Source organism: Halobacteriovorax sp. XZX-3 (genome assembly GCF_043196495.1).
Taxonomy (GTDB): domain Bacteria; phylum Bdellovibrionota; class Bacteriovoracia; order Bacteriovoracales; family Bacteriovoracaceae; genus Halobacteriovorax_A.
Genome location: NZ_JBEBMO010000001.1, coordinates 784,548 through 810,114, shown reverse-complemented (window position 1 = coordinate 810,114; position 25,567 = coordinate 784,548). Strand labels below are relative to the sequence as shown.

Below are 25,567 nucleotides of genomic sequence, written 5' to 3'. Positions count from 1 at the left end.
TAATGAACGTACATGAGTACCAGGCCAAGGGTTTAATGAGAGATATGGGCCTGAAGGTTCTTAGAGGTGAAGTAGCGAAGACTGTTGATGAAGCAGTTGCTGCTGCAGAAAAATTAGGTGGAAATATTTGGGTTGTTAAGGCTCAAATTCACGCAGGTGGGCGTGGTAAAGCAGGTGGTGTTAAGCTTGCAAAGTCAATCGAAGAAGTTCGCTTACACGCTGACGATATTCTAGGTAAGACTCTTGTTACTCACCAAACTGGTCCAGAAGGAAAGAAAGTACACACACTATTCATCGAAGAAGGATGTGACATCGAGCATGAGTACTATGCTGGTGTTGTTCTAGACCGTGCAACTGGTAAAGTTACAATGATGGCCTCTGAAGAAGGTGGAGTTGAAATTGAAGAAGTTGCTCACAATACTCCAGAGAAAATTATTAAAGTAGCAATCGATCCAGCAGCTGGGTTCACTCCATTTGTTGCTAGAAAGCTTGCATACGGAATTGGTCTTAAGACAAAAGAAGAAGTGAAGGAAGCTTCAATTTTCTTTAAAGGTCTTTACGATCTATACATGAAGTATGACTGTTCAATTGCAGAGATCAACCCATTAGTAAAAACTAAGCAAGGTGATATCTTAGCACTAGACGCAAAGTTAAACTTTGATTCAAACGCTCTTTTCAAGCATCCAGAGGTTCAAGAACTAAGAGATCCAACTGAAGAAAGTGATAAAGAACTTGCAGCAAGTGAATTTGGTGCAGCATATATTGAGCTTGATGGAAATATTGGTTGTCTAGTAAACGGTGCAGGTCTTGCAATGGGTACAATGGACATCATTAAGCTACACGGTGGTGAGCCAGCTAACTTCCTTGACGTTGGTGGATCAGCAACAAAAGAAACTGTTCAAAAAGCATTCTCTCTAATTCTTCAAGATGAGAACGTAAAAGCAATTCTAGTTAATATCTTTGGTGGGATCATGAAATGTGACATTATCGCTGAAGGTGTTGTTGCAGCTGCAAAAGAACTAGAACTTACAGTTCCATTAGTAGTACGTCTAGAAGGAACAAACGTTGCTCTAGGTAAGAAAATATTAAATGAATCAGATCTTGCAATTATCGCTGCTGAAGATCTAGCTGATGCTGCAAAGAAAGCAGTTGAAGCAGCAAAAGGGGAGGCGTAATGGCCATTCTTATTAATCGTGATACAAAACTAATCACTGTTGGTTTTACAGGTAAGCAAGGTACTTTCCATTCACTACAATCAAGAGATTACGGTACTAACTTTGTTGGTGGTGTAACTCCAGGTAAAGGTGGAACAGTTCACGAAGGTTTCCCTGTTTTCAATACAATCAAAGAAGCTATGAATAAGACGGAAGCGAATGCGGCCATGATTATGGTTCCACCTCCGTTCGCAGCTGACTCAATCCTTGAAGCAATCGATGCAGAAATGCCACTTATCATTGCTATCACTGAAGGGATTCCTATCCTAGATATGGTTAAGGTAAAAGCAGCTCTTAAAGGTTCAAAATCAAGACTAATTGGTCCTAACTGTCCAGGTGTTATCACTCCAGGTGAGTGTAAGATCGGGATTATGCCAGGTCACATCCACATGCCAGGTCGTGTTGGTGTTATCTCTCGTTCAGGAACTCTTACTTATGAAGCTGTTTACCAATTAACTCAAAGAGATATCGGACAATCAACTTGTGTTGGTATCGGTGGTGACCCAGTAAACGGAACTAACTTCATCGACGTACTAGAGCTTTTCGAAAAAGATCCAGATACAGATGCTGTTATCATGATCGGTGAGATCGGTGGTTCTGCAGAAACAGATGCAGGTCGTTGGATTCAAAAGAACATGAGTAAGCCAGTTGTTTCTTTCATCGCTGGTGCTTCAGCGCCTCCAGGTAAGAGAATGGGGCACGCAGGTGCAATCATCTCTGGTGGTGATGACACTGCTGAAGCTAAGTTTAGAATTCTTGAAGAGTGTGGTGTAACTGTATCACGTTCTCCAGCTGAACTTGGTGAGACAATGGAGAAGGTTTTAAAGAACCTTTAATTAAAGAATTTAGGAAATTTTCCGCAAGATAATTTTAAGGAGATTAAAATGGAAAGAACTTTTAGTATCGTTAAGCCAAACGCGCTTCTTGATAACAACATCGGTAACATCATTAAGAGATTTGAAGAAGAAGGTCTAAGAATCGCTGCTCTTAAACTTACTCACCTTTCAAAAGAGAAAGCTGAAGGTTTCTATATTGAGCACAAAGATAGACCATTCTTTGGTGAGCTTGTTGCTTTCATGACTTCTGCGCCAGTTGTACTTATGTGCCTAGAAGGTGAAAACGCAGTTGAAAGAAACAGAGAAATCATGGGTGCTACTAACCCAGCTGAAGCTGCTGAAAATACTCTAAGAAAGCTATATGCTAAGTCAATCGGTGAAAACGCTGTTCACGGTTCTGACTCTCTAGCTTCTGCAGAAAGAGAACTTGCTTATTTCTTCGAAAAAGATGAAATTTGTCCACGTTTCTAATTATCTTTTTATCTTAAAAGTATAATGAGAGAAGGCCTTGTCTATGACAAGGCCTTTTTTATGTTTATAAAGAGAATTTGTCGTGTTAAGTTTACGTATGAAAACTCTTGTACTGTCTTTAGCATTATTCGGGATTTCGGCATTTGCTCAGATCCCAAGACAAAAAATTAAAATAATGAATCAACGACTTCATAAAGAGCTTAAAGTTGCAAAAGTTGATTATTTTACAAATATTCCAAGTGAAGAATTCTACTTCGTCGATCCCTATCAAAAGAATAAAAAGAATAAAGCGTTGGCATTCTCTCTTGAGAATCTTTTCAAGCACTTTGCTCCAGATGCAAAGTCAGTAAAGCTAACGGCCATTAATCTTTATCAAGTTATTATCCAAAGAAATACTGAGAGGGCCAAAAAAACTTACGTCATGTATAAGCAAGATGGAAATTGGATGGAAAACTCTGACTTAGGTCCTTTAAGGGTTATCAGAAAAGGTTTAGGTATAATTCCGAATGATAAAATTACCAAAGAAGGAATAGATTGGATTTGGATGATTAATGAGATTTCTTTCATCTATGAATAAATTTTCGAATAAACACTTATTTTACAGTTTCATCGTAATTTTTATATTTGTTATCGCTGCAGGAGTAGGGGCCGGTCTTCGTATCTTTGATAAAGATGAGCCTAAGCTGTTTAATGCTCGTGTTATTTCGAGATTGTATTTTCAAGTGGTCGCAAGTATTCATGCCACTTCCCAGAACCTTGAAGAATTTAAAAAGAGTCCAAGTTCTGAAGCCCTTGAGTCCGCTTTTCTTAGGGCCGATGCAATCCTTGGTCATACAATGGCCTATAGGAGTGAAATCTACTCTCTTGCTGAATATGATACAGAGTCGTTTCTAAAATATCTCTCTGAAGTCGACCGTAGCTTTAATACTGCTAGACAAAAGATTGAAGCACTCCTTTTTAAGGTTGAGTCAAATGTGGGATATTCTTATGTTGCTAGTGACTTGAATAAAATTGATGAAGTTCTAATCATCTTAGAGCGCTTGAATAATCTAACATTAAAGCTAGAGAGTGAGTCATGGCTGTTGTCTGCAAATGTATTTGGGGATGCTGCAGGTTCATTTGAATTTAATCGAATTGTTTTTCTCACTTCTTTAATTGGTCTATTTATTTGTCTGACCGGCTTTCTGATCATGCTTATTTTAAAGAGTAGGAGTGATGAAGAGCTAAAAGAAAAAAATGTTGAGCTGCTTAATAATTATCGACTCGCAAACCTAGGTGAGTTTGCCGCTAATGTTGCTCATGAGATCAATAATCCACTCACTGTTTTATTGTGGAGCGTAAAAAGAATTGAAAAAGTTAATAACAGCGATGGGGAAATGAAAAGCTTGGCGATGATTAGAGGTCAGGCCGAGAGGATTGATCAGATCATTAAGGGGATAAAGCTTCTTTCTCAAAATTCTAATCACTTAAATAATAGCCCAATAGATATTGAAGAACTCTTTGAACACCTGCGAGAGATTATTATTCATAAATGTGTCGCTAATAATATTGTTTTGAATATTGAAGGGAGTTGCTCAGGAAGTAAGGTCTGGGGGAAAGAGGTTCAACTTCTTCAAGTTTTCACAAACTTTATTGTTAACTCTATTGATGCAATGGAGGGAATGAATAATAAGAAAATTTCGATTAAGTATAAAACTAATCTTGAAGATCAGTTACTTATTCATATTATCGATACCGGTAGGGGGATTGATCTTAAAGATCAGAAGAAGCTTTTTGCTTATATGTACACGAGTAAGCCTGGTACAGGTATGGGAATCGGACTTGCCCTTAGTTCACAGATCATTGAGTCTCTTAACGGCCATATCAAATACCTAAATAATGAGGAAAATACGACTTTTGAAATCATGTTGCCCCTTTATCGCTAATTAGTTTCTATATTTCTTTTATACTTGGTCAAATCGACTTAATCGTGATAAAAATTATTTATGAAAATTTTGCTACTAATCGCTACGTTTTTTAGTATTAGCGTGATTGCTAAAGTACCTAGACAAAAAATTGCAATCTTAAATCAAAAGCTTCATACGGAAGACAAGGTTGTGAAGGTTGATTACTTCACTAAAATCCCAAGTGTTGAGTTTGATTTTTTTGATCCATATCAACAGCACAAGAAGATAAAGGTAACTGCTTTCTCTCTTGAGAGTCTGTTTGTTTATTTTGCGCCTACAGCTACGTCCGTGAAACTTAAGGCCATTAATCTTTATAAAGTTCATATTAAAAGAAATGTTGAACGTTCTAAAACGACTTATATTATGTATAAGCAGGATGGGAAGTGGCTCGAAAATTCAGAGCTTGGCCCTATGAGAATTATTAGAAAAGACTTAGGGGTCATTTCAAAAGATAAGATTACTGAAGAAGGAGCTGACTGGATTTGGATGATAAATGAGATCGAATTCGTCTATGAGTAAGCTTTCTAATAAGCATTTATTCTATAGTTTCTTAATTATTCTCGTTTTGATGCTTTCTGCTGGATTTGGAGCAGGGCTTCGAATTTTTGATAAGGAAGAGCACAGACTTTTTAACTCAAGAGTTGTTGCTAGACTTTATTTTCATGTGGCCTACGCTATTCATGACACTCATAAAAAACTTATAAAATTTAAAGATTCACCAACAATTGATAATCTCGAAGATGCCTATTTAAGAATTGATGCTAGCTTTGGACAAATTAGTGCACTAAAGAGTGAAGCTTTTATTTTAGATGAGTATGAAACGAAATCATTTCAAGACTACCTGAAGGTTGCAAATGAAATCCTCACGTCTGCTCGTGGTATTATTGAGACAGTTCTTACGAGGGCCGAGAGTGTAGATGGCTATCAATTTACGGAAAATGACTTTAAGGAGATTGCTCGCTCAATTCTAATTCTAGAGCGACTCAGTGACTTGAACTTAGAGCTTGAAAGTGAGTTTTGGCAAATCTCTGCCTATGTCTATGGCGATATCACCAACTCTTTTGACTTTAAGCGTGCTGTTTACTTAGCTTCTCTTACCGGTTTAACTATCTGCCTTATTGGTTTCCTCGTCATCCTTGTTTTAAAAATTCGAAGTGATGAGAGGCTTGAAGAAAAGAATGTTGAGCTTGTTAATAATTATCGTCTGGCAAATCTAGGTGAGTTTGCGGCCAATGTCGCTCATGAAATTAATAATCCTCTTACGGTACTTCTGTGGAGTGTGAAAAGACTAGAGAAGAACACTGCTGATGAAGAAGAGAAGAAAAAGTTTAATATGATTAAGAATCAGGCCCAAAGGATTGATCAAATTATTAAAGGGATCAAGCTTTTATCTAAGAACTCTAATCATCTAAACAATAGTGCAATTAATGTAGATAAGCTCTTTGATCAGCTACAAGAGCTTGTTATTCATAAATGTAGTGCAAATAATATTGCTTTGAATATTGAAGGTGACTGTAATGGTTGTCAGATTTGGGGAAAGGAAGTTCAGATTCTTCAGGTGCTCACAAATTTTGTTTCCAATTCTGTTGATGCAATTGAAGAGATGGAAAGAGGGCGAATTACGATTCGCTATAAATCTAATAGTGAAAACCAATTGATCATACATATTGTTGATACAGGTAAAGGGATTGATCTTAAGGATCAGAAGAAGCTCTTTGCATATATGTATACAACTAAGCCAGAAGCCGGTATGGGCATTGGTTTGGCCCTTAGTACTCAGATCGTTGAGTCGATGAATGGCCACATTAAATATCTTAATAAAGAGGAGAATACGACTTTTGAGATCATGCTTCCTCTTTATCGTAACTCAGCTAAATATAAGTAGTTGAAATTATTGGGTCGTTTCTCTACAACGAACTGTCTAAAATTCAAAGATCATATGTAAATCTTACAAGGCTCATTGAGGCTGATGCTGCGTCGTAGTATATTCAATGGGAGAGAAAATACCCTTGGAGGTAGAAATGTTTAACATTGGAGATTACGCAGTTTGCCCTGGCCACGGTGTGGGACAAATTGTGGACATCGAAGATCGCGAGGTAGGAGGACAAAGTCTTTCATTCTACATCATTAAAGTTGTAGCTAATGGAATGACTGTAATGGTTCCTACGAATTCCAAAGATGGAATTAGAGTACTCGTCGACGAAAAAGAGATCAGTGAAGTTTACGAGCTTCTTAATGATCATGATGTAACAGTTGATAATTCAACTTGGAACCGTCGTTACAGAGACTATATGGAAAAAGTGAAGACTGGTTCACTTATTGAGATTGCTGATGTCCTTAGATCACTTTTCTTATTAAAGAATAAGAAGAATCTTTCGTTCGGTGAAAAGAAAATGCTTGAGCAGTGTAGAGACCTAATTGTTCAAGAGATTTCAATCAAGAACGGGGCAGAGAAAACTGAAGTAAAAAATCAAATTGAGAGCTGTTTTAATTAATAGCTTTATAAGTTCAAGGTTCTTTTGAACTTATTCTCTTGTGTTGTGTGTGTGAAATAAGCGTTTGTGGGGTAACTTGCAAGCGCTTTATTTTTTTCAAAGACTTTCAAAATATCTTTTTTCAACATTTTCGAGTAACTCTTTTGGTGTAACTTCCATAATGTACTCAGTATTTCCTTCGTAATTGATTCGCTCGTGAATTGGTTTAAAGCCCCAGCGCTTAAATGAACGGGCCCTAATTTTATCCGCTTCTATGACAATGCGATCAAGGCCCTCTACTTTCTGTGCCGCAAATGTAACGGCCGCTATTAAGTCATTTGCATTGAAAATGGAATCATTCCCATCCACTGCAAAACGTCCAATTTCGGCTATTATTTCACCTCTTTGTCTTTCTACCTCATGGCCAGTAAAGATCTCAAGAGGAAGCTTCTGATTTACTTCTTTTGAAAGAGTAATTGAAATTGTTCCCGAAATATCGATCGAATCTTTTTCTCTAGATAGGTAGCGAATACCAGATTCATCATGACCTTTAAATGAATATTTTATCTGAGAGTTTCGAGCTGCTGCAAGAACGATTGTACGACTTTCTAATTGCTCCGTTATTTCTTTAAGCTTATCTAAGTCTTGGTCTTCGATATTTAGACGATTCTTGTATTCATTAAAAAGAAAGTCTCTCACGGTACTGACTAGTTCAGGACGTGATTCATAGTCTCTGATAGCATCAATCATATGAAAGGATGCCTTCACTTCATTATCATCCATATAGGTAAAGCTTTGAATCTTTTTGATCCTTCTTTGAGGTGAGAAAAAGTTTTGATTGTAGTTTAAGCTATTTAAAAAGTTCGCAAACATCGTTTGGTAACTTATCTCTTCACTCTCATTTGCAGAAATATTAAAGATAGAGTTGCTCGTTGAGCTCGAGTTATCAAAATGTACAAGAGTTCTTGTTCTTCCTTGAGAGTCTACATGAACTGGCTCGTGTAACTTATAAGGGTTATCTCCAAGTTGTGCATATGGGACGTAATCTAATTCTCCACGGTAGAATTTGATAAGAGTATTGATTCGTTGATATTCACCTAGAAGATAATCTGTTATTTCTTTTTCATCTTTCTTATGAGCTTCATAAATAATAGTGCTGATATCATTTTGATACTTATAAAGTTTTGAAATATTATTCTCATATTGCTTTTGATGATAGTCGCTCAGTTGTGAAAGGGGAGTTACCGCCTTTACTTTATCGGCCTTAATAAGATGCTGCTGATTAAGAGGAACTTTTAAATTCCCTCTTAAAGTAGTGAAAACTAAGTGGCCATCTTCTATCTTACGATCTAGTCCTGAACGATGAATATAAGAAAGGTTGATCCCCTTATACTTATCTTTCAGATAAGTCATGATTTGTGCAACCTTTGTGTCATACTTAGGATCCGCTCCAAAATTAACAAATTCAGAAATGGCCTCGAGACAGGAATTTGGCCTATTTACACTTGCAATTGAGCGGCGTGCAACCTCGTCTTTACTAAGAATAAAGCTAAGAATTACTAGAATGGAAAATACACAAGATATTAGAATCTTCACCAATAGCTATTCGGAAATTCTACGGTGATTCTTTAGTTGTTTAGTCGGTTAATTAACGTCTCAAGCCTTTTTGTGTAGGCTTCAACCTCTTCTTTTGGATCAATTACATTATAAAGGCTTAATATCTGGATGATAGCACCTGTTAGAAATTCATGAATGGCCTGACCAGCAAGCTCAGGGTTTAGGTCTTTTGCGAGCTGCCCATCTTTTTGAGCGCTACGAACGAGGTCGATTATCCTCTGTCTACCGGTGTGAATGAGGTTGGCAGCAGTTTGTGAAACCTTCTTGTCGATAGAAGCGCGATAGTAAAGATAGAGAATCGTTTTTGCCTCATTGGGACGGTCAATGAGCCATTGGAAATTAGCAAGACAATGCTTTTTTAGTTTAGTTAAAGAAGTATCTTCTTCGCAAATTGTGCTTATGACTCTAGCGTGGTTCTTTGTAACGATAAAGTCGAGAACTCCAAGAAAGAGTTGAGACTTATTTTTAAAGTAGTGAAAAACTGCAGACTGGCTAACTCCAAGTGTATTTGCAATCTTTTGAAAAGATGCACCATCAATACCTTTGTGCGCCATCTGATCGATTGCTGTCTCAATGATCGCGATCTTTCTTTTTTCACCTTTAGGTGTTTCACCTACACTCATAATAAACCCTAATAACAATTCGAATTTTTACTATCATATAAACTTTCTATCGAGTTTACAAAAACTAACTTGGTTATATTAATGATAACTCAATTTCGCTGTTTTAAACTATGATAATAAGATAAAATAGGCATATGAGTGAAAATGTATTTAATTTAAAATCGAAGTTTAAGCCTTGTGGAGATCAGCCTGAGGCGATTAAAACAATTGTAGAGAAGCTTACAAGCGGCACTAAGGAACAAACACTTCTTGGTGTAACAGGTTCTGGAAAAACTTTTACCATGGCCAACGTTATCCAAAAGCTAGGAAAGAAAACTCTTATTCTCGCCCATAACAAGACTCTTGCTGCTCAACTCTATGCAGAGTTTCGTGAATTCTTTCCCGATAATGCTGTTGAATACTTTGTTTCATATTATGACTATTACCAACCAGAAGCCTATGTTCCTGGAAGTGACACTTATATTGAAAAAGACTCATCAGTAAATGATGAGATCGATAAACTTCGCCACTCGGCAACTCGTTCACTACTGGAAAGAGATGATGTGATTATCATCTCATCTGTTAGTTGTATTTACGGGATTGGTTCCCCTGATGAGTATGCGAATATGAGAGAGACTCTCTTTGTTGGAGATGAAAAAGATCGCGACGAATTTTTAAAGTCACTTGTTGCAATTCAATATGAAAGAAATGATATCGACTTTGTTCGTGGATGCTTTCGCGTTCGTGGTGATATCGTTGAAATCTTTCCGGCCCACGAGGATTCAAATGTTGTTCGAGTTGAGTTCTTCGATGATGAGATTGAGAGTATTACAATTGTTGATCCTTTAAGAGGAACAAAGATACAAGCACTACAGAAGGTGACAATCTATCCAAAGTCTCACTATGTTGTTGGTGAGGAGAGAATGGAGCATGCTTTAGAGACTATTAAAGTTGAGCTTCGTGAAAGACTACAGGAATTAGAAAAACAAAATAAACTGGTAGAAAAGCAAAGACTTGAACAAAGAACACTTCTTGATATCGAAATGCTTGAAGAGATGGGCTTTTGTTCTGGTATTGAAAACTACTCGCGCCATATGACAGGAAGTGAGCCTGGTGATCCACCTCCGACTCTCATTGATTTTTTTAGAAAAGACTTTCTTATGATTATTGATGAGTCCCATATTACTGTTCCTCAGGTTGGAGGGATGTATAGGGGAGATAGAGCAAGGAAGTTAAATCTTGTGGATTATGGCTTTAGACTTCCATCAGCACTTGATAACCGTCCTTTAAACTTTGAAGAATTTAAGACAAAGTTAGACGATATTCTTTATGTCTCAGCGACTCCTGGAAATTATGAGTTAGAGAGAACTCATGGTGAGTTTGTTGAACAAATCATTAGACCAACTGGCCTTCTCGATCCAATTATCGAAGTTAGGGATGCTACCAATCAGGTTGATGACCTCCTTGTTGAAGTAAGAAAAATCATAGAAAAAGGTCAAAGAGTTTTAATCACAACACTAACGAAGAAGTTAGCTGAAGAGCTAACTAATTTCTATCATGGTAGTGGAATTAAAGTGAAGTATCTTCATAGTGATATCGATACAATTGAGCGAGTTGAAATCATTCGCGATCTTAGACTTGGGGAATTTGATGTTCTTGTTGGTATTAACTTATTAAGGGAAGGACTTGATATACCTGAGGTTTCTCTTGTCGCAATTTTAGATGCAGACAAGGAGGGCTTCTTAAGATCTGAGAGATCACTCGTTCAGACAATTGGACGTGCCGCTCGAAATAGTGATGGTAAGGTTCTTATGTATGCGTATCAAACGACAAAATCGATGGAGCGAGCAATAGGTGAAACGAAAAGGCGTCGTGCTATTCAGATGGAGTATAATGAGGCCAATGGAATCACTCCTCAAACTATTTTGAAAGAGGTATCTGGTGGTGTTATCGAGACTCTTCGAGGAAATAAGAAGAAAGGTAAGAAGAGTGGACCTAAAGAAGTCTCGATGTCTCCTGAAGAAATTAAGAAGCGTATCGCTGAGCTTAAGCTAGAGATGAAAGAAGCTTCAAAGGATCTTCGATTTGAAGATGCAGCTAAAATAAGAGATGAAATTAAGTTCTTAAACGAATCATTTCTAGTCTTTGGCTAACTTCCGTTGTAATTGGCATACCCTTTAAGAAATTAAATAGTCCAAGAGCATGGCCATGACGAATAGAGAACTCATCTGCTTCAATTTGTTTTGTCATCTCTCCAATTTGTGACCTCATCGTAAAATGACGATAGTAGAGGTGACCTAATTCATGGAAGATAACTGCTTGGGCCATTTCGTTATCTGCTGAACGAATCAATTTTAGTAATTGAGGGTAAATAAGAACAAATGTTTTATCTCCATGTGAAGGAATAACACTTGAGTACATTCCTTGGCTTTCGAGAAAAACTAATTGTCCATATGAGGCCAAGCTCTCACATTCTTCTTCATCGAGTTGTCCAAGTATATCTTGAAAGAATCTAAAAATATGTGGATTTGAAACGATCCAGTGGTGTGCTGGATCAGAAAAGTCCACTAATGGTAGGTTTTGTTCTTCAGTATTCTTTGTAAATGTTTTCTTTATTGCGTTTATCATACAAGATTCATCGGTATGAATCTTAAATGACATCAATTTCAGCGTGTAAATGATGATTACTAGGTAAGCTTTGCCAGCTATAATCTATAAAATATTAAATAGTTACAATATAAATATGAATAATAAACGATTAAGCTTCTTTCTTTTCTCAATTTTTTTTAGCTTCTTTTTAACAAAAGAAGTATTTGCACAACAGAGAATGGAGAGGGCCGAGGCATTTATAGTTACGGCCATGCCTAGTTATTACAAAGTAATTTCCCCTGCAAAAATGAGAAATGGGAGAGTTGCAGTTATTGTTCAAAATAAAACCCTTACTCCGATTCGCGGCAAGTTTGTTGATGAGTTTGATAAGAATTTAAAATTTATTACAGTAAAGTCAGACATGGAAGTAAGTGTTGAATTTGACTTCAATACCAAGAAAAGATTTTTCTTCGTTCCACTAGATCCTGCTTTTCAAAAAATCGTCTTGAATATAGGTAAATCGGCATATGAGATTCCTTCGCAAAAATAATTCAAAGAAAACCATTATTGTAATCTCTGATGTTCATCTCGGAGCAGGCGAGTATGTTGATGGTGTAAGAAACTATCTTGAAGATTTTCACTACGATGAAGAACTAGTGGATTTTCTCGAATATTTTAGTAAAGAAGAATATTCAAATAAAGAAGTTGAATTAATTATTAATGGAGACTTCTTTGATCTTTTGGCCGTTCCTTATATCAAGGTATATGATGACGAATTTTGGTCTGAAGAGTCTTCATTAAAAAAATTAAAAATGATTCTTGAGGCGCATAAAGAAGTTATGCTGGCCCTTAATGATTTTTTGAAAACAAAGAATAAGAAAATTACTTTCATTATAGGTAATCACGATGCGGAGCTTGTTTTTAAATCACTACAGGAGCTTGTTTTATCTTACTTTGACGAAAATATACGATCAAAATTTGAAATACGTCACCTAAATGATGAGTATCGTCCTGCTGATCGAGTTGTTCTTAAGCATGGCCACGAGTATGAGATTGCTCATACCTTTGATGAAGAGCATTGTATTATCGAAGATGAGTCTGGTAAGCGCTATTTTAATCCTCCGTGGGGATCTTATTACGTCACAAGAGTAATCAATAAGTTTAAAGAGGAGCGAGATCACGTAAATGCTGTAAGACCTATCAATAAGTTCTTAATTAATGGACTTATTTACGATACATTCTTCACGCTGCGCTTTATGCTCGCAAACGTTATCTATTTCATCATGGTTCGTTCAATTTATCTTTTTAAGATAAGTGATAATTTTGGTGATTGGTTAAAACTATTCTTTAAGGAATTAGCACTCTTTCAAGATTACGAATCTCTGACTTTCGATTATCTACAGCAAGCAGAAGATACAGATGTGCTAATTGTTGGTCATACGCATGAGCCGATTTGTCGTACCTATTCTAATGGTAAGACATTTATAAATACTGGAACATGGACTCGTATGTATAATCTCGATTTTGGAAAGGGAACTGGAACGACTCAGTTAACTTTCGCTAAGATTGAAGTTATGGATAATAAAAATGATAATGAAACGAGTATTCAGGCGAATCTTCACACTTGGATGGGAAGAAATACACTTCCGTACGGAACATTTAATTAATAACTAATAATTAAAGAGATAGTATGCTTGTTACATGAGGCTTTATACGTCCGCTGTAATTGACATTGAGTCCACTAACTCCTGCTCCAGCATCAATCATATAAACAACACTACTTAGAGATGTTTTTTCTCCGGTAATCAGTCCGTAGCTAAATTCCATGATGTGAGAGACAAACTCAAGGATCTCACTGCTTAGGCCAAGGCCTGCTTGTGATATTTGATCGGGCATTCCTGAACCATCATATTTTTCATGATGAGTATCAATGATTTTCTTACACTCTTCACTTAACTTAATACCGCTTTGATCAATAAACATACGACTAAATTTAACATGTTTGTAATATTGCTCTCTTTGATCGTGAGTGATTTCAGTTTGATTGCCATGAATGATATTAGGCGATATTTGAGTAAGGCCAATATTTGCTAGGAATGAAGCACATACTAGGTCTGCAAGATCTTGTGGGCTATCAATCATCATTTTCTTCGCAAAGAAATAACTGAGAGCGACGATTCTATTTGTCAGATTATCTTTATTCATATGCACACCTGCAAAGTGACGTGCAAGAGATACAGTGTGGCTTATATCAATTGAAAAAAGCATGATTTCTTTTTGGGCCCTAAGTATGATAGGTAGAAAGTCATCCTTATCGATTGCTTTTGAGACCATACTGCGAAGAGGGGGAAGTGCGATATGTTCGCTTATCCTTTGTTCCTCAATAATGTCTTCGTACTCTTTTAAAATTTCAATCTTCTGCTTTGTTTCTTCAATAGCTCTTGGTTCAATCTTATCGAGTTCTCCAACTGTGGCCAAATAAGTCATTCTCTGGGAAAGCTTTACTGCGATCTTACCTTTATTACTATCTTCAATATAACGTAGTAGTTCATAACTATCATTTGTTAATGGAGTATTGGCCTTTAGTGATAAATTATATGTTTTATCTTTCAAGTTGTAGACATAGAGTGAAAAAGGAAAAGTTTTAATGTCTTTTAGTGAACTTAATTTGATAAAGAAATATGCCCTCATTTCTTACCTCCAAAGATTCCTTTAAAGAGACCACTAACAGATTCTGTAATGGATGAGCTCTTTTTTGATTCAATCTTCTTAGATGCTCGATCTTCTCCACTAAGGTAGCTTCCCTTGATTACTTGTAGACATTGTTCGACTCTTTTTGGATTTTCATTTGATCTTGCAATTTCACCCTTGGAAGTCAGAAATAGAATGAAGTTATGGTATTTTCCATTTTCTATGATTGGTATGTGATAGTAGAGCAGCTCACTTTGAAATGTTGTATCATTCCAACTAGGTTTTCTCTTTGCTTTTAAAACATTCTTTATGGCCTCGAAGCGATCATCAACATCTTCATTACCTAGAATACACTCATTTTGAATATTATAAATGACGACTGTTCCAATGCAAAAAGTATTTATATATTCATTTGTGAAGCTTTTTACTGCGTCACCATCAATAACAAAATTCATCGCCTCGATAAAAAAGTTCATATCTTTTGGATCTGGAATAAAGATTGCGCCTAGGGCATCTTCAATTTCTTGTTCATTTTTTAGCCTCTCTGCTTCAGCATCGGCCAGTGCCTTTGCTTGTTGTGCTTCAAGTGCTCTTTTTCTTTCTTCTTCCTGCTTTTTTCTTGCATCTTCTTGTTGTTGCTGAATCTTTAATTGTTCTGCTAGACGATTTGCTTCTTCTCTTTTTTTAGCAGCAAGCACATCCTGAGATTCGGAGAATTTTATTTCTAATTCTTCTTTCGAACCACCTTCGTATTCAGGTTGTTTATCAAGGTTTGAGTAATCAATAGTTTGCTCGCCAAGATCACCCTTCTTTTCGTATTCAATAGTTGGTCCAGGAGGTCTTGTTACTTCTTCGTTTTCGGCCTTGTTATCTAAATTAAGATCTAAATTATGTACATTATCATACTTTTTATTTTTCTCTTTAGAGTGCGCATCGAGAGAAGCAAATAGATCTTCATTGTCTCTATTATTTGTCTGATTATCACGAGAACCATTATTCTTACTCATTGCCAGATCGGCACTGTCTTTCGATTTACCTTGGAGACCTTTCTCGTTATCAATAAGTTCATCATTAGATGAAGACTGTATTCCTTGTTGATCTCTTCCCTTAGAAGTGGTCTTATTTGACTGTAGCTCTTCTAATGTTTTCAATAAGTCATCATCAAAATCGTCATCACTATAATCAGTATCGCTTTGTGTAGGAGTAAGCTTTCCACTAAGATTTGGTCTACTCGTTTTGCTATCATTTAAGTTTGATTTTTTTATATTATCAAGACTTGCAAAGAGGTCTTCGTCGGTATCTTTTTCATTTTCTACATTATCTAATGTTACGGAGATGCTACCTTTAAGTGAACCATCTTTCTCATTCGATTTATTTGTCGCATTTTTTACTTTATCGAGACTTGCAAAGAGGTCTTCGTCAGTATCTTTTTCGTCTTCTATGTCATCAAGAGTAGGAGATAGCTTACCTTGAAGGCTTCCACCAAGGTCATCGGCTTTATTTGCTGATTTTTTGACAGTATCAAGACTCTTGAAGAGATCGTCTTCGAAATCATCGTCTTCGAAATCATCGTCTTCAATGTCATCTAATGTTGGAGATAAACTCCCCTTAAGTTGTCCACTTTGTTGGCCTGAGTTTTGTGAACTCTTTTTTACACTATCAAGACTTTTAAAAAGGTCTTCATCAAAGTCGTCTTTATCTTCATCATAGTCATCTAAAGTAGGGGATACTTGACCTTTTAGACTTCCTCCTAGATCCTTATTTGATTTACTTGATTGCTGTTCAAGGCTTTTAAAGAGATCCTCTTCAAAATTTATCTCAGGAGTGTTGTCGGCCTTATTATTCTTTTCTAATGAGCCTTTAAGATGGCCACCTTCTTGATTATTTTGCTTTTGGTGTGCACTTAAGTCTTTTAATGACATTCCTTGTTCTTTAATTTCGTCATCATCACTATAATCTGCATATGTACTATCATCAAAGACATCCTTATTAGCTTTTTGAGGAGCTGTCTTTGAAACATTTCCCTTTAAGTGCCCACCATTATTATTTCTTTCGGCCTCTTTCTTATCTTCATAATTTCTTTCTTCGAGTGCTGCTTTATCTTCACCACTTCGAAACTCCATTTCTGCTGTTTCTTCGGCCTTCTTTAAAGATCTTAATATAAGATTTACTTTATACTCTAACGTTTTTGCAGGAACAGGTTCTTGTATATACTCTGTTAATCCAATCTTTCTAAATTTTTCTAGAGTTTTAGGAGGCACAGCTTTCGAGTTAATCAGAAGTACTTTTACATTATTTTTATGAATGAATTTTCTTAGCGGTTGAATACATTGAGCTGTCTTTTTAGGACTACAGGCAATCGTTAAAGACTGGCCGATAGTTGGGATTAGTTGATTATATTCCTCGGGACTTTCAACTTCATATATTTCGATACCCTCTGCTTCTGCAGATGCCTCAATAGACTCTTTTAGCTTCTTTACTGCTTCAGTAAGAGGCTCAAGAAAAATGAGCGGTTTCCCTTCTTCCATATAGCTTATTATCGGTAAATCATTTAATTTATTTATGTACTTATCATTATAGAGTCCAAAAAAATTAATGATTTTCGAGACTTTCCTTAATTTTAGAAAATGTAAAAAAAAATCTAAAATAATTTAATATTTTCCTAAAGCTTTCATTTTCACCTCCGAGAAGATTCATGTTAGGTCAGAAGACTTAATTAAAAAGTTAATAAAATTCACAAGAGCAGTATGCTCATTGTTCCAATGGTCGGGACAACCCTGAGTACGGGGGGGAAATAGATCACGGAGGTATCACAATGGGTATGCGTATTAACACAAATGTAACGTCTTTAGCTGCACAAAGATCATTAGGTCTAAGCAACAACGCTCAATCAAAATCTTTAGAAAAACTTTCATCTGGTACAAGAATTGTACGTTCAGCTGACGATGCTGCAGGTCTTGCGATTTCTGAGAAATTAAAAGGGCAAATTAGATCAACTAATCAAGCTGAAAGAAACGCGAATGACGGTATTTCAATGATTCAAATCGCAGAAGGTGGTCTGAATGAAGTATCAAACATCTTAGTAAGACTAAGAGAACTATCTGTTCAATCAGCATCGGACACAGTAGGTGACACTGAGAGACAATTTACTGATCTTGAGTATCAAAACCTTAAGCAAGAGATCCAAAGAATTTCAGAAGTTACTGAGTTTAACGGAAAGAAACTTCTAACTGGTGCTGGTGATAAGTTTGATATCCAAATCGGTATTAATAATGATGATTTCCAAGATAGAATTCAATTCGATACGAATGTTCTGAACTCTTCTCTGGAAAACCTAGGTGTAGCAGACCTTGAAGTTGGCTCGAAAGAGGGTGCTCAATCTGCTCTTGCAAACCTAGACTCTGCAATCGAAAGTATTGCAGGACAAAGAGCTGAGCTAGGTGCTAAGCAAAATAGATTAAATTCTACAATTAACAACCTACAGATCAGTTCAGAAAACTTAAGTGCTGCTAACTCTCGTATCAGAGACACTGACTATGCAGCTGAGACAGCGAAGAAAGCTAAGAATGATATTCTTGTTAACGCTGGTTCTTCAGTACTTGCTCAGTCTAACTCTCAAGGTGCTGCAGCTCTAAAACTAATTGGTTAATTAAAACCACTATAATTACTGCAAAAGGATTGCCCCGCGAATGCGGGGCTTTTTTGTTTGCGTGCATCCGCAGGAGCGGATGACGCAATTCAACCCAGAGGCGACCACGATGGGAGCCTTCGGGTACGGTCTTAGCAAAAAGAAGTCCCACTAATTGAATGATAATTTTCGTATAAAACTCAGGAGCCGAAGCCGACGAGTTTGCGTGCATCCGCAGAAGAACAAACCACAGTTTAACTAATGCGTAAACTCAGATTGCATTTCAGTATTGATTAAAAGCTCAACACCTAGGCCATCTAGAGCATCGAGAACTTCATCAAATTGGTCTTTTACGATAGTAATAGTCTCATTATTAAAATTTTCATTTAAATGATTTTGTAATAGGGCAAGATAATTTGCCGCTTCAATACTTCCAAGAGAAATTGAATCATTGATGAGATGATTAAATTTCATATTAATGATTGATTGAAAGTTATCCCAGTCTTCTGGATTCACTTTTAAGTATTCAAGCTGATGACTAAGGTGCTTCATTCGACCTTGTAAATTTCTTGCTTGAAATTTCTTTAGTTCTAATTCATTCATCTAGACCCTCCTAGTGTTCTAGTAGGTCTATCTTAATTGATTTATTAATTGAGATGTTACAGCTTTGTTAGATGTGTGAAAACTTTGGATTAGTCGATGGCCTCAACTTGAATACCGTTCTCTTTTAGCTTCTTGGTAAATTCGCCATCACCTTCAATTAGGTTTCCTGAAAAATTCCCATCGTAAACAAGTCCAGCACCACACATTGGTGATTTTGATTTTAGCAGTGCCTTTGTGCATGAATTTTCTAGTGCAATTTCTAGAGATCTCTGGGCCCCAAGCTCGTAGTTGATGCTGACATCATTTCCATCGATTGTGATGAGCTTTCCATCGACATTCTCAGCGGGTGGCCTTGGAGTAGGAAGGCCTCCTAGTTCTTCAGGACAGACAGCAATGGCCTTGCCTTGAGCAACGAGGTCACTTATAAGTTGTTGTTTTTTGTGCTCTCCGTCATATCGACATTTCTTGCCGGCCAAGCACGCGCTTACGATCATCATATTTAACAAGAATACGTTAAAATCGTCGATTTTGCCACTGTGTGTCGAGGATTCTTGAATAATTTACAATATCATATTTGGGTATCCTATTTATGGTAAAAAATCGGACTAAATGAAGTTTTTGGAGACGAACTTTGCTTAAGGCAATAACACTTTCAATCATCTCACTACTTGTTCTGTGTTCATGTGGAACTCCAGGTGGAGAAGATGGTGCTAAAAAGAATGTTACGAGACAGACCTCGAAATTAGAGACCTCAACAAAGGTTAAATTCGACTGTTTCGAAGAGGGTCAGTGTACTGACTCATTTGTGCTATTTATTAATAGTTCAAGTGAGTTTCCTAAGTATTGTACTGGCTATATGGCCGATGAGCAGCACATGGTTGTTCCTTCTCATTGTGTGACCGATGCAAGCTGTAGTTCAATTGCAGCAAAAACAACAAACGGCCGCGTCTATCAATGTGGTGAAATTCTAGAAGATCAATCTCAATTCAACGAACAAAATACTTACAACGGAAACTTTACAACTATTAGACTCAAGGAGGCCATTCCTGGAGACTATGCGGCTGTTTCTGAAAATAAGATGAGTGATTTTAGCTATTATCAACTTTGGTTCGTTAAAAAGAAGCTTGATAATACAGGTTATGAACTTAACCGTATGAGATACAACTGCCGTAAAACAAATAATAATGTTTTATTCCCAAATAATAACAAAGAATCTTCTGCCGTTGCGATGAAAAATTGTAATATTCGTGATGATTCAATGGGGGCCGGTGTCGTTGATACGAGAACTGGTGATGTTCTTGGCCTTGTGCACGGATCAGTTAATGAGGATAAAACATTTAGGCGCTTCATGCATGGTAGAAAGGGATCAACCCTTACGATCGCAACACCAATTAAGTGTGTTATTAAGAAATTTAATATCGCAAATTACAACTCTGAGGACACTCAATATTGTGATGAACCAGTCTTTCGCCCAGGAACGGCACAGCACTCTCAAAAATTATCTCAACTTTTTAGATTTAATAATCGCAATATTAGCTATGTCTTTACGAGGTTAGCTGGAATAGGAGAGGACTTTCTTAAGTATCGTGAGTACTTTGCTTTAAGTTATGAAAGTGTTCCTTATCAATACCCAAGGGTGAGAATTTGTGAATTTCAACCTTTCTTAAATCGTAGTTACGAAATCTACGGACGTGATTTTATCACAACATGTATTGATTCTAATTTGGATATTGTGTTTAAAGAAAGTCACTTTGAAAAATCATTCTCGATTTACGATGACTTTGGAGATATTGCACTAAAAGTTTTATATAAATAAAAAAAGGCCTTCGTTATGAAGGCCTTTTCTTTATCTAAAATAGGGCATCAAACCACATTTTACCTTCGCGTGTATTACAATCAGATTCCCATAGGTGTTTAACTTCAAGGTAGGCCTTGATTCCCTCTTCACCCATTTCTCGTCCAACACCAGATTGTTTAAATCCACCAAATGGCATTCCTGGATTTAATAAGTGATACTCATTTATCCAAACTGTACCGGCTTCAATTTCTTTGGCAATATTAAGCGCACGCTCTTCATTCTTTGACCATACAGCTCCTGCAAGTCCATAGATTGAGTTATTTGCTAGCTTGATCGCTTCTTCTTCCGTGCTGAATTTAGTAATACCTACAACTGGCCCAAAGATCTCTTCATGCCAAATTGTATTGTCTGGTGTGATTTCAAAAGCTGTCGGCTGAATATAGTAACCTTTGGCAAAGTCACCTTCAGTAATACGCTCACCGCCATAGATCAGCTTTGCACCTTCTTCTTTTGTCTTATTAATATAACCCATGATTGTGTTAAATTGTTTCTCTGAAACCACAGGTCCAAATCCTGTTGTCTTCTCTGGAGTTGCACCAATTGCTACTTTTGCAATTCTTTCTTTGAACTTTGTCATGAACTCATCATAGATTCCATCTTGAACAAGTAGGCGAGTTCCCGAGTCACAAGCTTGACCTGAGTGATATAGGAATGCGTAAAGAGCGCCATCAACAGCGATATCAAGATCAGCATCGTCTAAAACGATATTTGCCGATTTTCCACCAAGCTCCATTGTCGTATTCTTAATTTCACTTGCACTTTGCTTTAAGATTTCACGCCCAACGGTCGTTGATCCTGTAAATGCTACTTTTGCGATATCCTTGTGATTAACAAGATATTGTCCTTCTTTTGCTCCACCCGTAACGATATTGACAACACCTTTAGGCACGCCTGCTTCAATTAGAACTTCTGCTAGCATCATCGCTGTCACTGGAGTTTCAACTGCTGATTTTAGAACTGTCGTACATCCTGTCGCTAAGATTGGACCAATTTTCCAACCGGCCATAACAAGAGGGAAGTTCCATGGAATAATTTGTGCACAAACACCAACAGGCTCATAGCGACGAGTATTTTTAGAAAAGCCCGCTCTTGTTGCTTTTTCATCTAATTGTTCAAACTTAAAATTTGTCGCAACCTTACTCATTACCTTAAAGAAACTTGCTGTGTTGTGAAGATCAGCGGCAGCTTTTCTAAAAGTTGAACCACTGTCTTTGATTTCTTGTTCAATGAACTCACGCTTTCTTTCTTTTAGAAGCTCTGAAACTTTAAGTAGGATTTCTCCTCTTTGGGCCGCAGTCATTTCACGCCATTCTTTATTATAGAAGGCGCTCTTTGCTGCTTGTACTGCATCTTCAAGATCCTGTGTCGAAGGAATGTGAACCTTCGCTACAAATTCACCATTTGATGGGTCGATTGAATCAACCATTTCACCCGATGATGAAGGGCGGATTTCTCCATTGATATATAACTTTACTTCATTCATATTTACTCCTATTTACAATTTTCCACGCTTAGAGAGACACCTTGACCAACACCAACACACATTGAAGCTAGACCTTGCTTAAGATTTGCATTGTCTTTCATGATATGAGTAAGTGTTGTCACAATTCTAGCACCAGAACATCCAAGAGGGTGTCCTAGAGAGATTGCTCCACCACGTAAATTTATTTTTGATTCATCAAGGCCAAGCTCGCGAATACAACCAAGTGATTGAGAAGCGAAGGCCTCATTTAGTTCTACAACATCAAAGTCAGAAATTTTCTTTCCAAATTTTTCCATTAATCTTTGAGTTGAAGCGACAGGGCCAAGGCCCATGATATTTGGGTGGATTCCGCGAACACCTGCTCCTGTTAATTTCACTAGAGGAGTTAAGTTGTGGCGTTTTAAGAACTCTTCACTAACAAGTGCCACACATGCTGCACCATCATTCATCATTGAAGAGTTTCCGGCCGTTACTGAACCATCCTTTTTAAATACTGCTCTAAGTCCTGCTAGGGCCTCTAGAGTTGTTGATGGACGAGGACCTTCATCTTTTGAAACAGTAATTGTTTCTTTTCTCATCGCTATTTCAACAGGAAGAACTTCATCGTTAAATTCTCCATTCTCCCATGCTTTACAAGCTTTTTGGTGGGATGCAAGTGCGAATTTATCTTGGTCTTCACGAGAAATTCCAATTTTCGCCACAACTTCTTCAGCTGTCTCTCCCATGCCAAGTAAAGGAAACATCTCCTTCATCTTCTTATTTGGAAATCGCCAACCAAATGTTGTATCAAACATTTGAGAATCACGCCCAAATGGAGTTGATCCTTTAGAGATAACAAGAGGTGCTCTTGTCATACTCTCAGCACCACCAATAAGAAGGCAATCGGCCATTCCTAAATTAATGCGCGACCAACCATCAATAATTGCATCGAGTGATGATGCACAAAGACGGTTAAGTGTTACACCTGGAACTTCGTAAGGAAGGCCTCCTAAGAGAGCAGACATACGAGCAAGGTTTCTGTTGTCTTCACCGGCCTGATTTGCACAGCCAACGATAACATCGTCTATTTCCTTCATGTCAAAATCAAAGCTTTGAGAGAAGTCACGAAAAAGTGTCGCTAGCATATCATCAACTCTTAGATGAGAAAGGCTTCCACCAAGTTTTCCAATAGGTGTTCTTTTTGCGTAGACAAGATACGCATCTCTATATTTAAGTGTCATAAATTCATCCTAAGTAGGCGAGACGGACGATAACGTGCATCTCCTGTGATTTCACGTAATTCTTCTAGCAGAATTAAGATTTTTTCAATTCCAATTTTATCGGCCCATTCAAATGGACCTAGGGGATAGTTCACACCAAACTTCATTGCCTTATCAATATCCGAATTTGAAGCCAAGGCTTCTTCTTTAGCAAAGTATGCTTCATTAATAATTTGTGAAATAACTCTAGGGTATGTGAATCCAATTCCAATGTGATTGACGATTTCAAGATCAAAACCGAGTTTTTTGAAGACATCAAACGCAGCTTCTTCAATAGAATCATCTTTCATATAGAATTCAAAACAGCTTTTTGGAGAGTAGAAGGCCGCTGCTACAGCGCCAAGTACATTTTCGTATTGACCAATTAAATACTCGCCCCAGTTGACCGTTAGATCTGAAACGATTGGGCCATCAAAGACAATATCTAAGTGTTCGTATAGGTCCATCTTTGAGTTGCGATCAAAACAAGTAAGATCAACAATTAAATCAGTCTCATCAAAGTCAACACCATCTAGTGTGTTGATGCTATACGGATCAACAACAATTGAAGGATATTCACTTCCAAGAACATTTTTGTACAGAGGGTGGTTATCACTTACTAAAATAGTTTTATTCATAACGATAGAACCCCTCTTTAACTTTGCGTCCAATACGGCCACTATCAACCATTTCACGTTGAATCTTGTGTGGCCTAAAACGTGGTTCATAATAGTATGACGCCCACACAGATTGAGTGACATCATAGTTGACATCAATTCCGATAAGATCCATTAACTCAAATGGGCCCATTCTAAATCCACCTACATTTTTCATGACACGATCAATTTCTGCGACCTGCTCTTGATTATAGTTTTCTAGGCGGTGAAAGCTTTCGCCGTAAAAATTTCTGGCAACACGATTAACGATAAAACCAGGAGAATCCTTGCATAAAGCAGGCTTTTTTCCATAGCGCTCAAACCAGTCATAAAGGGCATGGGCCTGATCTTTACTACTCCATGGTGTTTCAATAATTTCAACTAACTTCATCAAAGTTGCTGGATTGAAGAAGTGTAGACCTAAGAATTTTTCTTTACGAGGTTTTGATAAGTCTTTTGCCATTTTAGTAATTGGAATAGATGAAGTATTAGATGCAAAGATCGTTTTTTCACTCATGATCTCATCAAGACGAGCAAAAACTTTTTTCTTAATATCTAAGTTTTCAACAATGGCCTCAATCACAAGGTCGTGATCGATTTGGTGCTCATTCATCTCAACGATATTTAAATTCTTTTTAAAAGCCGTGATTTCAGCGGAGTCAAATTTACCTTTGCTTTCAAGTTTGTCCCACGAAGAGGTGATAAGATCACCACTTGCTTGGGCCATTTCAAGGTGCTGGTCTACTAATTCAACCTTCACACCGTGTTGGCAAAACCATTGGGCGATTCCTCGCCCCATAGTTCCTGCACCAATAACTAGTACACTATTTATATTCATTCAATTATTGCCTTTGTGGTTGTGCATCTTCGTCGTAGATAGGAAGAACTAGGCCCGCTTGTTCACAAAGCTCTTCTACTTCTTTTACGAAAACATCGCGAACAACAGCATTTGTTCTCTTCTTAAGTCCTAACTTAACATATAGGTCATTTGAGCGACCTTTTGTTGAACCAAATACGTTCATAACTCTTGGCCACCAGATATTTAGTCTTTCTTGTAGGAATTCTTTGTTGTCACCTTCGGCAAGGATTTTGATCCATTTGTCACCGTGAGCAAGGTGCATGATTTCTTCTTTATAGATTCCTTCGATTCCTTTTTTCCAAGGAAGGTAGCTTGAATCAAGAGTGTCTTCTAGTTGGTGGCCAGCAGCTCTATCCATTAGGAAGTTAAATAGAATAAAGTCTTCCCAGAAATTGATACCGTAGTAGAAGATATTTACACGGTAGTCATCTTTTAATCTTTGGAATCCAATTTGTGCTTCGTCTTCTGGCATTTTGAATCCAAGTTCTGACTTTTCGATATGTGAGTCAACATCTTCACCAAGACCTTTTAGAAGTCTGTAACAAACTGAAGCATGTCTCATTTCATCTTTAACGATTTGAGCAACAACAACTTTTTCTTGCATCGTTGGTGCCTTTTCAATCCATGGTGCATATCCAAGCGCCCCAGAATATTCTGAATCGTGTTGCATCCATAGAAGGTTTCTTAGGGCCTTCTTGTATAGTGGAGGAAGCTCATCTCCCTTATCAAATTTCTTACCATTTTGAATGTCTTCAAATAATTGTAGTTCTTCTTGAGTGTATTCTCTTGCTGCCATATGGCC

25 protein-coding genes are annotated in these 25,567 nt (G+C 37.2%); 13 read left to right on the top strand and 12 right to left on the bottom strand.

Annotated elements, in window-relative coordinates; genetic code table 11:
* Window positions 1-2: 2 nt before the first annotated feature.
* The 8 genes from sucC (at window position 3) to ABMA70_RS03675 (ending at window position 6,962) form a co-directional block, all read left to right on the top strand.
* Complete coding sequence (sucC, locus tag ABMA70_RS03710; RefSeq protein ID WP_103216868.1) at window positions 3-1,175, top strand: ADP-forming succinate--CoA ligase subunit beta; 1,173 nt, start codon at window positions 3-5, stop codon at window positions 1,173-1,175.
* The gene (gene sucD, locus ABMA70_RS03705; protein ID WP_021266725.1) at window positions 1,175-2,050 is read left to right on the top strand and encodes a succinate--CoA ligase subunit alpha; all 876 of its coding nucleotides are present in this window, start codon (window positions 1,175-1,177) and stop codon (window positions 2,048-2,050) included. Before sucC ends, sucD begins: the two co-directional genes overlap by 1 nt.
* A gap of 42 nt (window positions 2,051-2,092) precedes the next feature.
* The gene (gene ndk, locus ABMA70_RS03700) at window positions 2,093-2,521 is read left to right on the top strand and encodes a nucleoside-diphosphate kinase (RefSeq protein WP_103216869.1); all 429 of its coding nucleotides are present in this window, start codon (window positions 2,093-2,095) and stop codon (window positions 2,519-2,521) included.
* A 97-nt stretch (window positions 2,522-2,618) separates the two neighbouring features.
* Window positions 2,619-3,098, top strand: coding sequence for a hypothetical protein (locus tag ABMA70_RS03695; RefSeq protein WP_392991491.1), 480 nt, complete (start codon window positions 2,619-2,621; stop codon window positions 3,096-3,098).
* Window positions 3,073-4,446 (top strand): sensor histidine kinase, encoded by a 1,374-nt coding sequence (locus tag ABMA70_RS03690; protein WP_392991493.1) that lies wholly within the window; start codon window positions 3,073-3,075, stop codon window positions 4,444-4,446. The genes ABMA70_RS03695 and ABMA70_RS03690 overlap by 26 nt, the downstream gene beginning before the upstream one ends.
* 60 nt (window positions 4,447-4,506) lie before the next feature.
* On the top strand, window positions 4,507-4,986 hold the full coding sequence (locus ABMA70_RS03685) for a hypothetical protein (RefSeq protein ID WP_146037770.1): 480 nt from the start codon (window positions 4,507-4,509) through the stop codon (window positions 4,984-4,986).
* Window positions 4,979-6,352 (top strand): sensor histidine kinase, encoded by a 1,374-nt coding sequence (locus ABMA70_RS03680; protein ID WP_393022123.1) that lies wholly within the window; start codon window positions 4,979-4,981, stop codon window positions 6,350-6,352. The genes ABMA70_RS03685 and ABMA70_RS03680 overlap by 8 nt, the downstream gene beginning before the upstream one ends.
* 136 nt (window positions 6,353-6,488) lie before the next feature.
* Window positions 6,489-6,962, top strand: a complete 474-nt coding sequence (locus tag ABMA70_RS03675; protein WP_233189682.1) for a CarD family transcriptional regulator — start codon at window positions 6,489-6,491, stop codon at window positions 6,960-6,962.
* A 96-nt stretch (window positions 6,963-7,058) separates the two neighbouring features.
* Here the strand turns inward: ABMA70_RS03675 and ABMA70_RS03670 are convergent, their stop codons facing one another.
* Together ABMA70_RS03670 and ABMA70_RS03665 are read right to left on the bottom strand one after the other, a co-directional pair.
* Entirely contained in the window at window positions 7,059-8,537 is a 1,479-nt protein-coding gene (locus tag ABMA70_RS03670; protein ID WP_392991497.1) for a hypothetical protein, read from the bottom strand.
* A gap of 32 nt (window positions 8,538-8,569) precedes the next feature.
* Window positions 8,570-9,181, bottom strand: coding sequence for a TetR/AcrR family transcriptional regulator (locus ABMA70_RS03665; RefSeq protein WP_392991499.1), 612 nt, complete (start codon window positions 9,179-9,181; stop codon window positions 8,570-8,572).
* Window positions 9,182-9,315: 134 nt separating this feature from the next.
* On the opposite strand from ABMA70_RS03665, the gene uvrB reads away from it, so the two are divergent.
* A complete protein-coding gene (gene uvrB / locus ABMA70_RS03660; protein WP_103216877.1) occupies window positions 9,316-11,313 on the top strand; it encodes an excinuclease ABC subunit UvrB in 1,998 nt (665 codons plus the stop codon).
* Here the strand turns inward: uvrB and ABMA70_RS03655 are convergent.
* Window positions 11,276-11,788 (bottom strand): M48 family metalloprotease, encoded by a 513-nt coding sequence (locus ABMA70_RS03655; protein ID WP_103216878.1) that lies wholly within the window; start codon window positions 11,786-11,788, stop codon window positions 11,276-11,278. The genes uvrB and ABMA70_RS03655 overlap by 38 nt on opposite strands.
* Before the next feature lie 115 nt (window positions 11,789-11,903).
* Between ABMA70_RS03655 and ABMA70_RS03650 the strand changes: the two genes are divergently transcribed.
* Window positions 11,904-12,299 (top strand): hypothetical protein, encoded by a 396-nt coding sequence (locus ABMA70_RS03650; protein ID WP_103216879.1) that lies wholly within the window; start codon window positions 11,904-11,906, stop codon window positions 12,297-12,299.
* Window positions 12,277-13,416: a metallophosphoesterase gene (locus ABMA70_RS03645; RefSeq protein WP_103216880.1), complete on the top strand. Its 1,140-nt coding sequence runs from the start codon at window positions 12,277-12,279 to the stop codon at window positions 13,414-13,416. The genes ABMA70_RS03650 and ABMA70_RS03645 overlap by 23 nt, the downstream gene beginning before the upstream one ends.
* 10 nt (window positions 13,417-13,426) lie before the next feature.
* Here ABMA70_RS03645 and ABMA70_RS03640 read toward each other — a convergent pair whose 3' ends face one another.
* Window positions 13,427-14,440, bottom strand: a complete 1,014-nt coding sequence (locus ABMA70_RS03640; protein WP_392991502.1) for an HD domain-containing phosphohydrolase — start codon at window positions 14,438-14,440, stop codon at window positions 13,427-13,429.
* Window positions 14,437-16,968 (bottom strand): cell envelope integrity protein TolA, encoded by a 2,532-nt coding sequence (locus ABMA70_RS03635; RefSeq protein WP_392991504.1) that lies wholly within the window; start codon window positions 16,966-16,968, stop codon window positions 14,437-14,439. Before ABMA70_RS03635 ends, ABMA70_RS03640 begins: the two co-directional genes overlap by 4 nt.
* 287 nt (window positions 16,969-17,255) lie before the next feature.
* Here ABMA70_RS03635 and ABMA70_RS03630 point away from each other — a divergent pair, with 287 nt between their 5' ends.
* Window positions 17,256-18,089 (top strand): flagellin, encoded by an 834-nt coding sequence (locus tag ABMA70_RS03630; RefSeq protein ID WP_103216883.1) that lies wholly within the window; start codon window positions 17,256-17,258, stop codon window positions 18,087-18,089.
* Window positions 18,090-18,326: 237 nt separating this feature from the next.
* Here ABMA70_RS03630 and ABMA70_RS03625 read toward each other — a convergent pair whose 3' ends face one another.
* Together ABMA70_RS03625 and ABMA70_RS03620 are read right to left on the bottom strand one after the other, a co-directional pair.
* Window positions 18,327-18,671, bottom strand: coding sequence for a hypothetical protein (locus ABMA70_RS03625; protein WP_103216884.1), 345 nt, complete (start codon window positions 18,669-18,671; stop codon window positions 18,327-18,329).
* 89 nt (window positions 18,672-18,760) lie between these two features.
* On the bottom strand, window positions 18,761-19,168 hold the full coding sequence (locus ABMA70_RS03620; RefSeq protein ID WP_103216885.1) for a DUF523 domain-containing protein: 408 nt from the start codon (window positions 19,166-19,168) through the stop codon (window positions 18,761-18,763).
* A gap of 134 nt (window positions 19,169-19,302) precedes the next feature.
* On the opposite strand from ABMA70_RS03620, the gene ABMA70_RS03615 reads away from it, so the two are divergent.
* The gene (locus ABMA70_RS03615) at window positions 19,303-20,487 is read left to right on the top strand and encodes a hypothetical protein (protein WP_392991507.1); all 1,185 of its coding nucleotides are present in this window, start codon (window positions 19,303-19,305) and stop codon (window positions 20,485-20,487) included.
* 34 nt (window positions 20,488-20,521) lie between these two features.
* Here ABMA70_RS03615 and ABMA70_RS03610 read toward each other — a convergent pair whose 3' ends face one another.
* From ABMA70_RS03610 to ABMA70_RS03590, 5 genes are read right to left on the bottom strand one after another with little or no spacing between them, the layout of a single operon-like run.
* Window positions 20,522-22,012 (bottom strand): aldehyde dehydrogenase family protein, encoded by a 1,491-nt coding sequence (locus ABMA70_RS03610; RefSeq protein WP_392991509.1) that lies wholly within the window; start codon window positions 22,010-22,012, stop codon window positions 20,522-20,524.
* Window positions 22,013-22,020: 8 nt separating this feature from the next.
* Window positions 22,021-23,232, bottom strand: a complete 1,212-nt coding sequence (locus ABMA70_RS03605) for a thiolase family protein (RefSeq protein WP_392991511.1) — start codon at window positions 23,230-23,232, stop codon at window positions 22,021-22,023.
* Window positions 23,229-23,888: a 3-hydroxyacyl-CoA dehydrogenase family protein gene (locus tag ABMA70_RS03600; protein WP_158246785.1), complete on the bottom strand. Its 660-nt coding sequence runs from the start codon at window positions 23,886-23,888 to the stop codon at window positions 23,229-23,231. The genes ABMA70_RS03605 and ABMA70_RS03600 overlap by 4 nt, the downstream gene beginning before the upstream one ends.
* Window positions 23,881-24,744, bottom strand: a complete 864-nt coding sequence (locus tag ABMA70_RS03595) for a 3-hydroxyacyl-CoA dehydrogenase NAD-binding domain-containing protein (protein ID WP_103216890.1) — start codon at window positions 24,742-24,744, stop codon at window positions 23,881-23,883. Before ABMA70_RS03595 ends, ABMA70_RS03600 begins: the two co-directional genes overlap by 8 nt.
* 4 nt (window positions 24,745-24,748) lie before the next feature.
* Window positions 24,749-25,561 (bottom strand): Phenylacetic acid catabolic protein, encoded by an 813-nt coding sequence (locus tag ABMA70_RS03590; RefSeq protein ID WP_103216891.1) that lies wholly within the window; start codon window positions 25,559-25,561, stop codon window positions 24,749-24,751.
* Window positions 25,562-25,567: the final 6 nt, after the last annotated feature.

What these genes read in the sequence shown, in the direction of transcription:
- sucC (WP_103216868.1), top strand. Translation starts at nt 3, where the DNA reads ATGAACGTACATGAGTACCAGGCCAAGGGTTTAATGAGAGATATGGGC.
- sucD (WP_021266725.1), top strand. Translation starts at nt 1,175, where the DNA reads ATGGCCATTCTTATTAATCGTGATACAAAACTAATCACTGTTGGTTTT.
- ABMA70_RS03695 (WP_392991491.1), top strand. Translation starts at nt 2,619, where the DNA reads ATGAAAACTCTTGTACTGTCTTTAGCATTATTCGGGATTTCGGCATTT.
- ABMA70_RS03690 (WP_392991493.1), top strand. Translation starts at nt 3,073, where the DNA reads ATGAGATTTCTTTCATCTATGAATAAATTTTCGAATAAACACTTATTT.
- ABMA70_RS03685 (WP_146037770.1), top strand. Translation starts at nt 4,507, where the DNA reads ATGAAAATTTTGCTACTAATCGCTACGTTTTTTAGTATTAGCGTGATT.
- ABMA70_RS03680 (WP_393022123.1), top strand. Translation starts at nt 4,979, where the DNA reads ATGAGTAAGCTTTCTAATAAGCATTTATTCTATAGTTTCTTAATTATT.
- ABMA70_RS03675 (WP_233189682.1), top strand. Translation starts at nt 6,489, where the DNA reads ATGTTTAACATTGGAGATTACGCAGTTTGCCCTGGCCACGGTGTGGGA.
- ABMA70_RS03665 (WP_392991499.1), bottom strand. Translation starts at nt 9,181, where the DNA reads ATGAGTGTAGGTGAAACACCTAAAGGTGAAAAAAGAAAGATCGCGATC.
- uvrB (WP_103216877.1), top strand. Translation starts at nt 9,316, where the DNA reads ATGAGTGAAAATGTATTTAATTTAAAATCGAAGTTTAAGCCTTGTGGA.
- ABMA70_RS03655 (WP_103216878.1), bottom strand. Translation starts at nt 11,788, where the DNA reads ATGATAAACGCAATAAAGAAAACATTTACAAAGAATACTGAAGAACAA.
- ABMA70_RS03650 (WP_103216879.1), top strand. Translation starts at nt 11,904, where the DNA reads ATGAATAATAAACGATTAAGCTTCTTTCTTTTCTCAATTTTTTTTAGC.
- ABMA70_RS03645 (WP_103216880.1), top strand. Translation starts at nt 12,277, where the DNA reads ATGAGATTCCTTCGCAAAAATAATTCAAAGAAAACCATTATTGTAATC.
- ABMA70_RS03640 (WP_392991502.1), bottom strand. Translation starts at nt 14,440, where the DNA reads ATGAGGGCATATTTCTTTATCAAATTAAGTTCACTAAAAGACATTAAA.
- ABMA70_RS03635 (WP_392991504.1), bottom strand. Translation starts at nt 16,968, where the DNA reads ATGGAAGAAGGGAAACCGCTCATTTTTCTTGAGCCTCTTACTGAAGCA.
- ABMA70_RS03630 (WP_103216883.1), top strand. Translation starts at nt 17,256, where the DNA reads ATGGGTATGCGTATTAACACAAATGTAACGTCTTTAGCTGCACAAAGA.
- ABMA70_RS03625 (WP_103216884.1), bottom strand. Translation starts at nt 18,671, where the DNA reads ATGAATGAATTAGAACTAAAGAAATTTCAAGCAAGAAATTTACAAGGT.
- ABMA70_RS03620 (WP_103216885.1), bottom strand. Translation starts at nt 19,168, where the DNA reads ATGATGATCGTAAGCGCGTGCTTGGCCGGCAAGAAATGTCGATATGAC.
- ABMA70_RS03610 (WP_392991509.1), bottom strand. Translation starts at nt 22,012, where the DNA reads ATGAATGAAGTAAAGTTATATATCAATGGAGAAATCCGCCCTTCATCA.
- ABMA70_RS03605 (WP_392991511.1), bottom strand. Translation starts at nt 23,232, where the DNA reads ATGACACTTAAATATAGAGATGCGTATCTTGTCTACGCAAAAAGAACA.
- ABMA70_RS03600 (WP_158246785.1), bottom strand. Translation starts at nt 23,888, where the DNA reads ATGAATAAAACTATTTTAGTAAGTGATAACCACCCTCTGTACAAAAAT.
- ABMA70_RS03595 (WP_103216890.1), bottom strand. Translation starts at nt 24,744, where the DNA reads ATGAATATAAATAGTGTACTAGTTATTGGTGCAGGAACTATGGGGCGA.
- ABMA70_RS03590 (WP_103216891.1), bottom strand. Translation starts at nt 25,561, where the DNA reads ATGGCAGCAAGAGAATACACTCAAGAAGAACTACAATTATTTGAAGAC.